Origin of the sequence: Maridesulfovibrio sp. (assembly GCF_963678865.1) — a bacterium.
Taxonomy (GTDB): domain Bacteria; phylum Desulfobacterota; class Desulfovibrionia; order Desulfovibrionales; family Desulfovibrionaceae; genus Maridesulfovibrio.
Genome location: NZ_OY787459.1, coordinates 1,081,151 through 1,093,987, shown reverse-complemented (window position 1 = coordinate 1,093,987; position 12,837 = coordinate 1,081,151). Strand labels below are relative to the sequence as shown.

Annotated in this window: 11 protein-coding genes; 5 read left to right on the top strand and 6 right to left on the bottom strand. The window is 47.9% G+C overall.

The window, feature by feature from the left end; genetic code table 11:
- Positions 1-14: 14 nt before the first annotated feature.
- Both ACKU41_RS04975 and ACKU41_RS04970 read right to left on the bottom strand, forming a co-directional pair.
- Positions 15-428 carry a hypothetical protein gene (locus ACKU41_RS04975; protein ID WP_319780290.1) on the bottom strand — a complete coding sequence of 138 codons (414 nt, stop codon included), beginning with the start codon at positions 426-428 and terminating at the stop codon, positions 15-17.
- A 32-nt stretch (positions 429-460) separates the two neighbouring features.
- On the bottom strand, positions 461-688 hold the full coding sequence (locus tag ACKU41_RS04970) for a hypothetical protein (protein ID WP_321404425.1): 228 nt from the start codon (positions 686-688) through the stop codon (positions 461-463).
- A 222-nt stretch (positions 689-910) separates the two neighbouring features.
- Here ACKU41_RS04970 and ACKU41_RS04965 point away from each other — a divergent pair, with 222 nt between their 5' ends.
- Positions 911-2,065 (top strand): hybrid sensor histidine kinase/response regulator, encoded by a 1,155-nt coding sequence (locus ACKU41_RS04965; protein WP_319780288.1) that lies wholly within the window; start codon positions 911-913, stop codon positions 2,063-2,065.
- Positions 2,066-2,085: 20 nt separating this feature from the next.
- On the top strand, positions 2,086-3,651 hold the full coding sequence (locus ACKU41_RS04960) for a DUF3369 domain-containing protein (RefSeq protein ID WP_319780287.1): 1,566 nt from the start codon (positions 2,086-2,088) through the stop codon (positions 3,649-3,651).
- A 187-nt stretch (positions 3,652-3,838) separates the two neighbouring features.
- Here the strand turns inward: ACKU41_RS04960 and plsY are convergent, their stop codons facing one another.
- The 3 genes from plsY to ACKU41_RS04945 form a co-directional block, all read right to left on the bottom strand.
- Positions 3,839-4,426, bottom strand: a complete 588-nt coding sequence (gene plsY / locus ACKU41_RS04955; protein ID WP_319780286.1) for a glycerol-3-phosphate 1-O-acyltransferase PlsY — start codon at positions 4,424-4,426, stop codon at positions 3,839-3,841.
- 104 nt (positions 4,427-4,530) lie between these two features.
- A complete protein-coding gene (locus tag ACKU41_RS04950; RefSeq protein ID WP_321404424.1) occupies positions 4,531-6,594 on the bottom strand; it encodes a ribonuclease catalytic domain-containing protein in 2,064 nt (687 codons plus the stop codon).
- Between the two features lie 311 nt (positions 6,595-6,905).
- Positions 6,906-8,180 carry an IMP cyclohydrolase gene (locus tag ACKU41_RS04945; protein WP_321404423.1) on the bottom strand — a complete coding sequence of 425 codons (1,275 nt, stop codon included), beginning with the start codon at positions 8,178-8,180 and terminating at the stop codon, positions 6,906-6,908.
- A 177-nt stretch (positions 8,181-8,357) separates the two neighbouring features.
- Here ACKU41_RS04945 and ACKU41_RS04940 point away from each other — a divergent pair, with 177 nt between their 5' ends.
- Positions 8,358-8,729 carry a hypothetical protein gene (locus ACKU41_RS04940; protein WP_321404422.1) on the top strand — a complete coding sequence of 124 codons (372 nt, stop codon included), beginning with the start codon at positions 8,358-8,360 and terminating at the stop codon, positions 8,727-8,729.
- Here ACKU41_RS04940 and ACKU41_RS04935 read toward each other — a convergent pair.
- On the bottom strand, positions 8,670-9,959 hold the full coding sequence (locus tag ACKU41_RS04935) for a transglycosylase SLT domain-containing protein (RefSeq protein ID WP_321404421.1): 1,290 nt from the start codon (positions 9,957-9,959) through the stop codon (positions 8,670-8,672). The genes ACKU41_RS04940 and ACKU41_RS04935 overlap by 60 nt on opposite strands.
- A 423-nt stretch (positions 9,960-10,382) precedes the next feature.
- Here ACKU41_RS04935 and ACKU41_RS04930 point away from each other — a divergent pair, with 423 nt between their 5' ends.
- The gene (locus ACKU41_RS04930) at positions 10,383-11,663 is read left to right on the top strand and encodes an adenylosuccinate synthase (RefSeq protein ID WP_319780281.1); all 1,281 of its coding nucleotides are present in this window, start codon (positions 10,383-10,385) and stop codon (positions 11,661-11,663) included.
- 298 nt (positions 11,664-11,961) lie between these two features.
- Positions 11,962-12,828: a DNA polymerase III subunit delta' gene (locus ACKU41_RS04925; RefSeq protein ID WP_321404420.1), complete on the top strand. Its 867-nt coding sequence runs from the start codon at positions 11,962-11,964 to the stop codon at positions 12,826-12,828.
- The last annotated feature ends 9 nt before the right edge of the window (positions 12,829-12,837 follow it).

Here is a 12,837-nt window from a genome sequence, read left to right as displayed (position 1 = left end):
TGGGCAGAAAATTTTTAAACCAGTTTCATGCGTTTGGCTTCTTCGTATATTTCAATTGAAACCATATTCAGGGTCAGCAGAGCGGCTATTACGTCAATATTTTTTTCCATACCGTAAATTTCAGCTGATAAATATTGAGCTTCTGTCAATATCCCTTTCCGGAGCAACCAGCCTTTCAAGTTTGTCGGGACTTCTTGAGGTTTTGCTGAATTTTCAGATTTGATGCCGGCTTTTAGAAGTGTTTTCAAGTCTTCCAGTCTGCGGGAAAGGTATTTACGCTGATTGCGAAGTTCTTGCATTTCTTCGGTCAGCTTTCTTTCTTTTTTAGCTATATCTTTGGATCTAATCTCAAAATTATTATTAATTGTTTTACAGATAAAAATTGTGGCTATTGCACCAACTACTGAAAATGTGATTGCAAAAATCATGATAATGTCTTTTTTTTATAGCTTTTCAAGGACTAGCTGTCTTTATGCATGTCTTCTAATTTTTGTTCTGTTTCAGATATTTCTTTTTCAATTAAACTGATTTCAGAGCGTATTTTTTCCATGGATTTATTCATGTGTGTCTCTTTCAATTCATAAGCCTTTAGCCTTTGCGCATGCTTAGCATTTTGTCCACTGTAGGCAGTGTAGATAATAAAGGCAAAAATGATCAGTGCTATTGATGCTATAAGCATTTCGGTCATAAGAATTCATTCCTGTGTGAATTTAGTAACGAAACCTTAGGTTATATAGCTTTCATGTTCAAGCAGAAATAGCTATCCATTTAAAATAATGATTAATGTCGGCGAAAAAATTATATAAATTACCGATTGAAGCAATAATACTATTTGAGTTTTTCCTCAAGTGGGGTAGGCTAAAGGTAGGATTGCTTTTTTTTAGAATTTTGATTTCGGGTGAGGATATGCATGCATTCGGATAACTTGTTTGCTGATGATGATCTTATGTTTTCTGGGGATGAGCCGGAAGATTCTTTGTCTCGGGATATTGATCCTTGGCATGTGCTAATCGTTGACGATGAGCCGGATGTTCATTCCATGACCCGAATGGTTCTCGGTGATTTTGAATTTGAGGGACGGCCCCTGGAATTTACCAGTGCCTATTCGGGGGAGGAATCCATTGATCTGTTGAAGAATAATGCCGGTTATGCGGTGGTGCTTCTCGACGTGGTAATGGAGACCAATACTGCCGGCCTTGATGTTGCCCACCGGATCCGGAACGAGTTGAATAATCAATTCATCAGGGTCATATTAAGAACCGGACAGCCCGGCTTTGCACCTGAACATAAAGTCATAACAGAGCTTGATATTAATGATTACTGGCAGAAAGCTGAGCTTACCTCCAGAAGGTTGACCACTTCTATGACCACGGCCCTTCGCTCCTATCGCGACTTGCGTAAGATTGAACTGAATCGCGAAAGTCTGGCTCAGATGGCTAAGTCCGTGGCGCATCAGATACGTAACCGTACCATGACCATAAATGGTTTTGCAGGTCTGGCTTCCCGCAAGCTCAAAGATGATTCCGAGATTCTGCAATATCTGGAAACCATAGCGTCCGAGACCGCCCGTCTTGAAGAGATAGTTAAAAGTGTTACTACTTTTGCTTCCATAGGCAATTGTGAACACTGTAGTTCGGATATTTCTAGTGTTGCTGAAAAAGCGGTGGATTTATGCCGGGAATATGCGCAGGAAATCGGCAGGGATGTCCTGTTTGACCTTGCCCTTTCAGAGCAGAAGATTGATGCCCGCCCTGATCTTCTGGAAAAAGTTATCGTAGAGCTTGTTTCCAATGCCGTTTTTTTCGCTGCCGAGCAGCAGCCCCGAGTATTTGTCAGCACCAAGACAGAAGGCCAGGTCTGCACGCTGCAGGTAAGAGATAACGGTACCTGCATTAATGATGCTGATTTACCATATATTTTCGATCCCTTTTTTACTACGAGACCGGAAGCGGTCGGAATGGGATTAAGTATTGTAAACAGAATTGTCAGCGGTTATAATTGGACAGTGGATGTTTCCTGTTCGGATGAAGGGGGAGCTGTTTTCTCTGTAGTAATCCCTTTGTGATATGCAAGTGAGGTCAGTGTATGGTAGCTAGTTCGGATCACGTTGATAATGATGAGCTCCTTTTTGCAGACGAAACTCCCGAAAAGAGCCAAGTGCGGAAAAGCAAAAACTGGAAGATACTTATAGTTGACGATGAAGAAGACGTTCATAGTACCACGCGTCTTGTTCTTGCTGATTTTGAATTTGAAGGTGCCGGATTGGAGTTTCTCAGTGCATATTCGGCTGAACAGGCAGTATCGATTCTGGAGGAACATCCTGATGTGTCGGTAATTCTGCTTGATGTGGTTATGGAAACAAACCATGCCGGACTGGAACTCGTCCAAACCATTCGTCAAGAGATGAAGAACTCTCTAGTGCGTATTATTCTGCGTACCGGGCAGCCTGGGCAGGCTCCAGAGCGGCAGGTCATCATCGAATATGATATTAACGACTATAAACATAAGGCCGAGCTGACCGCCCAGCGCCTTTTTACCTCAGTGCTTTCCGCGTTGCGTTCATACCGGGATCTGCAGGTTATTGAGCAGAACCGCAAAGGGCTCAAGCATATTATTGAAGCCTCAGGCAGCCTTTTCAAGCAGCAGTCAGTCCATCGACTTGCGCAGGGTGTGCTGACGCAAGTCATTTCTCTTATCGGGTTGCGTGACTCTGTTTACATTGAGGGTGATGGAGTGGCTGTTTCCAGCCCGGATCATGATATGATGAGAATCATAGCTTCTACAGGTAAGTATTCTGAATGTAATGCCTCCGTAGATGAGTGTCCGGTTATTTCCGAGCAGACCAAGGAACAGCTGAATAAGGTCCGTGAAAAGGGATTCGGTTGCTTTGTCGACTCCGATTATATTGGCTACCTGCCTACCCGACAGCACGGGTCACATCTTCTGTATGTGGAAAATTGCGGCAATGAATTCAATGAGCAGGATGAGGATTTGCTGAGGATCTTCTCTGATAACGTAGGGGTGGCTTTCGACAATATCTATCTTAATCAGGAGATTCTGGATACCCAGAAAGAGATTGTCCGCATGTTGGGTGAAGTTGTGGAATTCCGGTCCAAAGAGACAGCCTTTCATGTAATCCGCGTTTCTGAAATCGCCCGTATCCTAGGGATGGCCTTGGGGCTTGATCCTGTTAAAGTTGATGAATTGTACTTTGCTTCACCCATGCATGATGTCGGTAAGATCGGTATTCCGGATTCCATCCTGCTTAAGCCGGGAAAACTGACCGCCGAAGAACTTAAAGTCATGCGAACCCACACCGAGATAGGATATAATATTCTGCGGGCAAGTAACCGCAAGTTGCTTAAGGCGGCGGCTACCATTGCTCACGAACACCATGAATACTGGGATGGATCAGGATATCCGCAAGGGTTAAAGGGAGAAGAGATCAGCATCGCTGGGCGTATAATCTGTCTTACGGATGTATTTGACGCCTTGTGCAGCGACCGTGTTTACAAAGAGGCATGGGAAGTTGAACGGGCACTGGAATTTTTGAAAAAACATAAGGAAAAAATGTTTGACCCTGACTTGGTGGATGTTTTCTTTGATAATCTTGAAAAGATAATGAAAGTCAGGGAAAAGTATAGGGATTAATTCTCTTATCGCTTACAAATCCAGAATTGGCAGACTGTTGAGAACAGTGTCTGGTGTAAGGAATAAGAAAAAGGCTGAAACGGTGCGTAGATAGACATACGCTAGTTTCAGCCTTTTTTTTGTATAAAATGCTGCAGATAGTGTTTTATCTGCAGTCAGAGGGAGCCTTAAGGTTCCTTCTTAGGTGTTATTTCTTTTTCTTCCAGGAATTTTCTTCACCTTTAGCCAGACGTCTTATGTTGTCCCGGTGAGTCCAGAAAAGAAGCACGGTCATGCAGCATGCCAGCGGAACCATGCCGATGGATCCGGTGATCAGCGTAAAGAAGGGCAGAGCCACTGCAAATGTCAGCGAACCCATGGAAACGAAACCGGACAGGCCGATAACAGCCAGCAGTAAGATGACTGAGTAGACAGTTGCAACCGGGGCGAGAGCCAGAAATATACCGATGGTAGTGGCTACAGCCTTGCCGCCTTTCATATCCAGAAAGATGGAGAAAACATGCCCAAGAACTGCTGCTGCGGCTACAAGGGAAATAAAGATCCAGTTGTGGCTGTACTGGCAGGCCATGAGAACCGGAACAAATCCTTTGGCTAGATCCAGAACCAGTGCGGCTACTCCGTACTTGAATCCACAAAGGCGGGCAACATTAGTGGCGCCGGTGCTTTTACTGCCCTCTGTGCGTATGTCGAGGTTGCAGCAAATTTTGCCGATAAAAAGTCCGAAGGGAATTGATCCCAGAAAATAGGCGAAAACCAGCCAGAATATCCAGAGCATGCGCTAACTCCTTTAAGTCTTTTTCGTTTAATAAACTGAAATTACATATATGCTAATTCCAGCCAGAATGACAGCCGGAAATAAGCGTCTCCTCTCCTCGAAAATTATTCTTCCATAGCTTCCACAACCCGTAACTCATTTGTCAACGGGTCAATTTTGTTAAACCTGATCTGAAAGTCCTGACCCGGGTATAATTTGTCGCCAAGCATGGGGCGGGGAACCCGTACATTTATTTGGATTTCGGGCATAGCCAGCGTAGCCAAAGGACCATTGTCGTCAACAACCACAGCATGGTGCCAGCCTTTTCTGTTTTGTGCCAGATAGAGCAGTTTCCAGTAGCGGGGTCTGAATCGCTGGATTTTTATAACCGATTGCAAACGCAGTTGCAGAGTCTCTGCGAGTGATTTCAATCCGTCCGCATCCCACTTGGGCTGACCTTCCACAAGAAAATGGCAAAGCTGGGCCATATTAATGAAATCCGCGTAGCGGCGCAGGGGTGAAGTTATGGGACTGTACCCGTTTACAGCCAGTGTGGCGTGTTTCTTGGGAGTCGTTTCCATCTGCGGAGGGACCATCTGGCGCACCCGAATGTAAATTTCATGCGGTTCGGTGATTATTCCACTTAGGTCGGAAGGCAGGGCTATGTCCTGCGTACGGTAGAGCAGCGGTAAATCTTTATCCCCGGCGAATTTGCCAAGTCCGGAGTTGGCAAGAATCATGAACTCGCTGATGATTTGGTCTGCACGGGTGGTTTTCTCTTTGGTAGACATGAGGACTTTGGTCTGCTGCGGCCAACCTTCAAGGGAAAGTTCGGGTTCAGGCCTGCGGATTACGATAGCCCCGTGTTTAATGCGTTCGTGCAGAAGTTTTTCAGAAAGCTCATAAGCAAGGGCCATTTCATCATCACTGCCTTCCTCAAGCATCTGCTCCACTGCGAGATAAGTGGAGTTGTCAGTAATTTTCACCCATCCGTTGTGGGGATTGACCGACTGCAGGATTCCATGTTCGTCGAGCTCGAAGGTCGTAATCAAAGCCGGACGAATTTCACCGGCAAAAAGGCTGAATGCTCCAATTCCAAGAGCTTCAGGAAGCATGTGGCTGGTGCCTTCGGGCAGATATATGCTGGTCCCGCGATTCATGACTGCCTGATCCAGTTCAGCACCGAAATCCCAATCCATGCAGGGCCGGGCCAGTGCTATGGTCAGGGTGTAGCCGCCATCGTCCCGTTTCCTCAGATTGAAAGCATCGTCAATGTCTTTGGTGGTAGCGGAATCAATACTGCGCATGGGCAGGGGGCAGGGAGCGCCTGCTTTTGTTTCCACGGCCTTGACCAGCCGGGATATTTCTGCACTGTGCGGTTCTGCCCAGCTGTCATCGAAAACGTATTCTGCTTCGTCCAGAAGATAGTTGTGGTGCGGATGAAGTATGCCCCAGCCTTGAGCCAGCAGAAGAGGTAAATGAGGATGGTCGGGAAGTCCCTTGCGCAGGGCGGACCACATTTTATTGGATTTATCTTCATTCAGACCGGAAATTCTGTCCATGAGGAAAGATTTTAAACCCTCTGCGATTTCATCGGACATTGCCGGGATACGGTCCGGCCTGATTCTTCCTCCAGATTCGCGGGCAGTCCAGATGTTTTTAAACAACTCCTGCCCGGCATTCATGATTTCTTCATGGGCTTTTTCTTCTGCCTGTTGCTGAAGACGGAGGTCAACTTTTTCCTGAGTGTAGATTATAAATTCAGGCGGCTGAAATTTGAAATGAGTCTTGGCAGCGATCATGGCTCGGCCAAGGGCGGAAATCTGGTCGGCATCCGGCTCTTCCCAGAGCAGCCCGGCAAACCAGCTCAGAGGAGCTTTTTCCAGTTCCCCCTGAGAGAGTTCCCATATTTCCATGGTATCAAGCCCGGCTTGAAGTTCACCCCGTTTTTCTTGATGAGTGACCATGTGATCAAGCATTTCCTGCCGGGTAGCGGTAGCGGAATACTGCGGTCCGATCCATGGAAGAACCCGTGCCGCAGGCATTTTTGTTTCGCGTTTGTTGATAGTGTAAAGCTTCAGCTTTCCGGATTGCTCTTCCATGACAAAGGCCAGTTGAGGCTGGTTGCCATGCATGAATTCTACAATATTTCCGGGCGCAACGTAACGTCCTTCTTTGAATAGGGACATGTAAATCCTTCCGGGAACTGCTGTGTTTGCCGCTACAGTAAACGTTTCCCGCATCCCGCCTGCTCGCAATCTGGCGGGAGTAATGTTCAAACTTGCTAAGTCTTAAAAAAAAATAAACCCCGAACGTCTAAACAAGACATCCGGGCATACTTAACATAAATGTTTAATTATTGAAATGGCATGCTTCGCCTAAAATTAGGTTGATTTAATAAACAACGTTGCGAAGCATAATAAATAGTTTTGAAAGGATGGGGGCTGGGGAAGGAAAATTTTTTTCAAAAGTTTTCCTTCCCCAGCCGCCGGAGGCATTCTTAATGTTTAAAAGATCTTTGTCCGGTAAATACCATGGCGACCTGAGGTGAGGCTTCATTTGTAGCCTGAATCACTTCGTGGTCGCGGATGGAACCGCCGGGCTGGGCGATGGCGGTGATACCCTGCGCCATGCAGAGATCCACGCCGTCGCGGAAGGGGAAGAAACCGTCTGAAACCAGCACGGAACCTTTGAGTCCGCCCTTGGCTTCAACTGCTGCCTGCTCGATTTCGGCGAGATCCTTGGCCGCCTGTTCATCATTGAGGGCTTTGAGCTTCAGTTCGAAAAGGGACATCTGGAATTTTTCAAAGCAGAGTCCGTCAGCGTATTTGATACGGGCCTTGGTAACGGCCAGCTCCACGCAACCGACGCGATCCTGTTCACCGGTGCCGATGGCTGTGGTCACGCCGTCTTTGGCAAAAATTACAGAGTTGGAGGTCACACCTGCTTCAACTGCCCATGCGAAGAGCATGTCATCCATTTCCTGTTTGGAAGGAGCGCGGGAAGAGAAGGTGGAGCCGTCTTTTTCTGCGGTGGCAGGGATGAAATCTTCTGCATCGAGAATACGGTTGCGGAAGGAGAACTGTATAACCATGCCGCCGTCCATGAGAGACTTTACATCAAGGAAAGGCTGGCCGAGCATCTTTTCAAGATTGTTAATGCCGGGAATCTGAAGAATGCGCAGGTTCTTGCGTTTCTTAAGAACTTCAAGGGTTCCTTCCTCAAAAGAGGGGGCCGCAACAACTTCGAAATATGCACTGTCTACAACCTCGGCAGCTTCCTTGGTGAAGGGGCGGTTGACTACGATTGCTCCACCGAAGGCGGCGATGCGGTCAGCCTGAAAAGCGTTACGCAGTGCAACACCTACACCGTCTTCGGACCATGCGGCTCCGCAGGGGTTGTTGTGTTTGAGGATAACAGCCGCAGGCTTGGCGGTAAGGTACTGCAGGATGTTCAGAGCGTTGTCCACATCGGTCAGGTTTGTCTTGCCGGGATGTTTTCCCGCCTGAATCATGTGTTCTTCAGTGAGAGCGGAAACAAGACCCTGTCCTTCGCCGCGAAATTTGATGCCGTCGTACTCCAGACCTCCGGAAACCAGTTCGTAAAGAGCTGCGGGCTGGTCGGGGTTTTCGCCGTAGCGAAGCCCTTTTGTTTCCCCGTCGATTTCCCAGGTCCTTTTTTTAAAGGACAGTTTCTGGTCCCCGAGGGTGACGGTCATATCAGCTGGAAATGGATCCTGCTGCAGGGTTTTGTACATTTTTTTAAGATCACTCATAGTTGTTCTCCGTGAGTTGTTGCCTTGTGGTAAGCCGCTCATAGCACACCCTTTTCCGGCGGGCAATTTTGAATTGCGGTATCAGCAAACTTTTTGTAGGTTGATTCTGTTCAAGTGCGCGGGAAAAGATCGGTTTTTTTTCTGAGTCCCGTCGCCAGCATTTTATCTGGAGAATATATGTCAGAAGGTTATATGGAAAAGGCCCTGTTGAAATTGGCCAAGCAGCTCAATGCTTACGATGAAGCATCCCTTACGGAATTATGGAATAAGTATGAAGCTGAAGTGGCCGATTTCGAACCCACCCGCAAGTGGGAGGAAGCCGCAGTCGTGTTCGGTATGATACAGGCTGTGCGGCTTAAAAACCAGCTTTTTAATTATCACTGGGCTCAGGCCGCCGGACCGGAATCAATGTCTCCCAGACCTGATTTTGTGCCTGAAAAAGGCGAAGATGAGCTGTTCGGGTCAAAGACTAAAAGTTCTACTGCAGGTTCAACGGGCTCCGGCAAGGGGAGCAAGGTAATCCGACTCCAGCCCCGGAAGGATAGCTAATCCGTTCATAATGTAATAGTAATAGCGAATGCTATCAACGTAATCTACGGCTTCATACCCACGTGTGTAGCCGTGTTTTGTTTTTGAATGGTATTTAGACCTGGTCAGCAGCGGAAACACCTGCTTCAGTGATCGCCATGTTCCCGGATGTTTGCTGGTGTACTTGGCGATTTCTATTGCATCGTAAACATGTCCCAGTCCTTGATTGTAGGCGGCTAAAGCAAACAGCCAGCGATCCCAGCCGTCCACATCTCTGCTGTCCAGTTTGTTCCATAAAAATTTGATATAACGAGCCCCGCCGTAGATGGATTGCTTCGGGTCCAGTCTACTGGTCAGCCCCAGGAGCTGGGCTGTGTCGGTGGTAAGCTGCATGAGTCCTCGAACCCCGGTCTTGCTGCGGGCGAGGGGATCGAAATGTGATTCCTGATACATCACCGCGGTGAGCAGCAATGGGTCAATATCATATTTTTTTGCTGCCTTGATTATGTAATTGCGGTAGAGGGGCAGTTTTTCCCGGATGTCTTTACGAAGGGAGTAAAGATCGTAAAAGTCTGTTTCTTCAGGGATGAAACCAAAATATTTTTCTTTCAGGTCATCCAATGTTCCGTTGGATGTTATCAGGTGCCAATAGTCTTCTGCTTCATGACCCAGACCATGAACGTCTTTTCGCATATACCACCTGTATTCAAGGTCATCACCGAAATAGTCCGTGATTCTCAGCTTGTGCAGAAACGGTCTGATGGGCTTGAAAGCTCCGTATTCCACAAGATGGAAGCGCATGGTTTTGTTGTTGTTATACCGCAGCAGCGGTTCCAGATGGGCGGAGTTCTTGCCGCGGACCATGGTCGGTGTGCAGGCAAGGTGTTCGATCAGATTATTGAAAGTCTGCTCCAAGCCTGAGTGGGCCGGAACAAAAACTTCCTGATCACAGAGTTCAAACGGGGTGCGAAGTTCGAATCGCAGTATGTGATGCAGCATGACAGGTTGATTTTGTTCATAGACCGGACCTTTGATCAGCGGTGTGGTGGTTGATTTGAGGTCCGGATTGTAGCCCGTGGCCAGCATGATGTCGGCTTTGCCTTTGACCAGAGCCTCAAAGGCAAGATCATGGGTGGGATAGGCTTTAATATCAAGATTCGTTCCGGTGTATTTTATGAATTCATCCACCAATTCCCGTTCGAATCCCGGACCCCACGGGGAAAGTTTTGGAAAGACCCTTTCTATATTCACGGCGGCCACCCGGATTGTGCCGGGCAGGGGAATATCATGCTTGATTGAATAAATGTAATAAAAAAAAGAGAATAACGCCAAGTACACAACAATATTGAAAATATGTTGTGAAAAAAGTGTCAAAATACCCGTTTTTGGGTCATTTAATTTACTTTGATGTATTGACATTTCCCCGAAAGATTTTTTACGCATTAAAACCCGTCTGCCGTGCTTAATGCTGGCGAACCTTTAGCAAAAAAGGTATTAACAGCAGGTAAGCGGATCTTCTTGAGCGGCCATTTTACGGTTTTTTATGCAGCAACAGGCTTGTTCCTGTTATTATACGTCAGACGCAGTGCCGCTATCAAGTAATCAAATTACAGCAAGAATTCCATGTCTTAAGTCAAAGGCATGCGGAAATACTGTAGAAGGAGCACATTAGTAATGGCTAATACCGTAATTGTGGGAACCCAGTGGGGGGACGAAGGCAAGGGCAAAATCGTTGATATGCTCGCCGAACAAGCTGGTGCGATCGTACGTTTCCAAGGTGGAAACAATGCCGGTCACACTCTTGTTGTGGAAGGAGAGCAGTGTATCCTGCATCTCATCCCGTCCGGGGTTCTTCATCAGGGTAAAAAGTGCCTCATCGGTAATGGGGTAGTACTCGACCCTGAGGTTTTTCTCAAGGAGATTGACGGACTTGCCGAAAAAGGTGTGGATATTTCCCCCGAACGTCTGATGATCAGCAAGAAGACCCAGATCATCATGCCGTATCACAAATTGATGGACAACTGCCGCGAATCCCTTAAATCCGCTGATAACAAGATCGGTACCACCGGTCGCGGTATCGGCCCCTGCTACGAAGATAAAATGAACCGTTGCGGTATCCGTGCCGCCGATCTCGCTGATCCTGAACTTCTGCGTAAAAAAATTGTTGCAGGACTTCAGGAAAAGAACGTTCTTTTTGAAAAACTTTTCAATGTTGAGCCGCTTGATGCTGAAAAGGTATATCAGGAAATACTGCCCATCGCTGAAAGAGTTGTCCCTTACCTGGGAGATGTTTCCTCCGTTATTCAGGATGAAAACAAGAAAGGCAGCATGGTCCTCTTCGAAGGCGCACAGGGTGTGCATCTTGATATCGACCACGGAACTTATCCTTTTGTTACTTCCTCCAATGTTGTTGCAGGTAACGCCGCTGCCGGAGCAGGATGCGGTCCCCGCCAGCTGGAACGTATCATAGGTATCTGTAAAGCGTACACTACACGTGTCGGTGCCGGACCTTTCCCCACCGAACTGTTTGATGAAACCGGTGATACCCTGCAGAGAAACGGCCATGAGTTCGGTGCAACAACCGGACGTAAGCGTCGTTGCGGCTGGCTGGACATGGTTGTCCTGCGTGAAACCGCACGTCTCTGTGACCTCACTGAGTTCGCTCTGACCAAGCTGGATGTACTTTCCGGCCTTAAAGAAATTAAAATCTGCGTTGCCTACGAGTACTGTGGTGAAAAGGTAGATTATCCCCCGCAGGAACAGAACGGAATGGCTTACGTCAAGCCTGTTTATGAATCCATGCCCGGTTGGGATGAAGATATCACCAAGGCAGCTTCCTACGACGAACTGCCTGAAGCTGCACGCAACTACATTGCACGCATTGAAGAACTCTCCGGCGTAAAAGTCGGCATAGTCTCCGTCGGTCCCGACCGCGCTCAGACTATTGTAAGATAGTACCTCCGGCGGCTGGGGAAGGGGAAACTCTTGCAAGAGTTTCCCCTTCCCCAGACCCCATCCCCTTCAGAAACCTTTAGTTGGCTTCGCTGCGGGGATATTTAGGAGTGCATGATGTTTAGATATTTCTTTCCCACGTTGTGTTTTACGTGGGATTTGGTGTTTTTAAGTTAGTGCGTGTTTTTGGAATAAGGGACGCGAAGCTTATTAAAAGTTTTAGGAGAGTCCAGAGAACCCTTTTCCAAAAGGGTTCTTTGGCCCTCGGAGAGGCCCCCGGCAGGGCCGCCGGAGGCACACTATGTTCACATCCATTCAAGAAACTGCTTCTCGCCAAAATCTGGTTCTGTCCCGTTTTGCGAAACTGGCCCAGAAGCCTCCGCAATGTCTTTTGATTGAAGGCGGCAACGCTGACGAGCGCATGGATATGGCCCGTTACTGGGCTTGTGTGCTCAACTGCGAGAACGGTCAGGAACCTTGCGGAACCTGCCAATCATGCCAGCAGATTGCGGACAATGCTTTCAACGATTTTCTGCTTATTGACCGTGAAGAAAATGACAGCGGAACCGGCCTCAAACAGGATATTTCAGTAGATTCAATCCGTGAATTACTTCCGGTCTGGGGGCAGCCTCCGCATGGCGGCGGAACCCGCGTTACCGTGGTCCGCGAAGCACAGCACCTTAACGGCAACTCTGCTAACGCGCTCCTCAAGACCTTGGAAGAACCTCGCCCCGGCAATGTCTTTGTGCTCACCGCCCCGCAGCGTGAACGGCTGCTGGAAACCCTTGTCTCACGCAGCTGGGTCATCACTCTCGCATGGCCTACAGATCAGCAGAATTCCCCGGAAGTCGCCGAATGGGTCAATGCCATGCTTCATTTCTGGAGATCAGGTCAGGGGTGGTTTGCCCGTACTTCGGCCAAAGGGGCTCTGGATAAAGAAATGGGCTTACAGGTAGTCATGGGCTGCCAGCGGGAACTCAAGAATGCGCTGGTCAATCCTCAGTCCACTTCCGCCGCCAATGCGATTTCAGGGCTTTTTGATCCCAAAGGACTGCGCAGACTCGACCTCGTGCTCGGCAAGGCACAGGAATCCCTTAATTATAATGTGAATCCGCCCCTTGTTTTGGACTGGGTTTGCACTGCTGCCATGCCTAAACGGCGGCGTTAGGAAAGTAAT

What these genes read in the sequence shown, in the direction of transcription:
- ACKU41_RS04975 (WP_319780290.1), bottom strand. Translation starts at nt 428, where the DNA reads ATGATTTTTGCAATCACATTTTCAGTAGTTGGTGCAATAGCCACAATT.
- ACKU41_RS04970 (WP_321404425.1), bottom strand. Translation starts at nt 688, where the DNA reads ATGACCGAAATGCTTATAGCATCAATAGCACTGATCATTTTTGCCTTT.
- ACKU41_RS04965 (WP_319780288.1), top strand. Translation starts at nt 911, where the DNA reads ATGCATTCGGATAACTTGTTTGCTGATGATGATCTTATGTTTTCTGGG.
- ACKU41_RS04960 (WP_319780287.1), top strand. Translation starts at nt 2,086, where the DNA reads ATGGTAGCTAGTTCGGATCACGTTGATAATGATGAGCTCCTTTTTGCA.
- plsY (WP_319780286.1), bottom strand. Translation starts at nt 4,426, where the DNA reads ATGCTCTGGATATTCTGGCTGGTTTTCGCCTATTTTCTGGGATCAATT.
- ACKU41_RS04950 (WP_321404424.1), bottom strand. Translation starts at nt 6,594, where the DNA reads ATGTCCCTATTCAAAGAAGGACGTTACGTTGCGCCCGGAAATATTGTA.
- ACKU41_RS04945 (WP_321404423.1), bottom strand. Translation starts at nt 8,180, where the DNA reads ATGAGTGATCTTAAAAAAATGTACAAAACCCTGCAGCAGGATCCATTT.
- ACKU41_RS04940 (WP_321404422.1), top strand. Translation starts at nt 8,358, where the DNA reads ATGTCAGAAGGTTATATGGAAAAGGCCCTGTTGAAATTGGCCAAGCAG.
- ACKU41_RS04930 (WP_319780281.1), top strand. Translation starts at nt 10,383, where the DNA reads ATGGCTAATACCGTAATTGTGGGAACCCAGTGGGGGGACGAAGGCAAG.
- ACKU41_RS04925 (WP_321404420.1), top strand. Translation starts at nt 11,962, where the DNA reads ATGTTCACATCCATTCAAGAAACTGCTTCTCGCCAAAATCTGGTTCTG.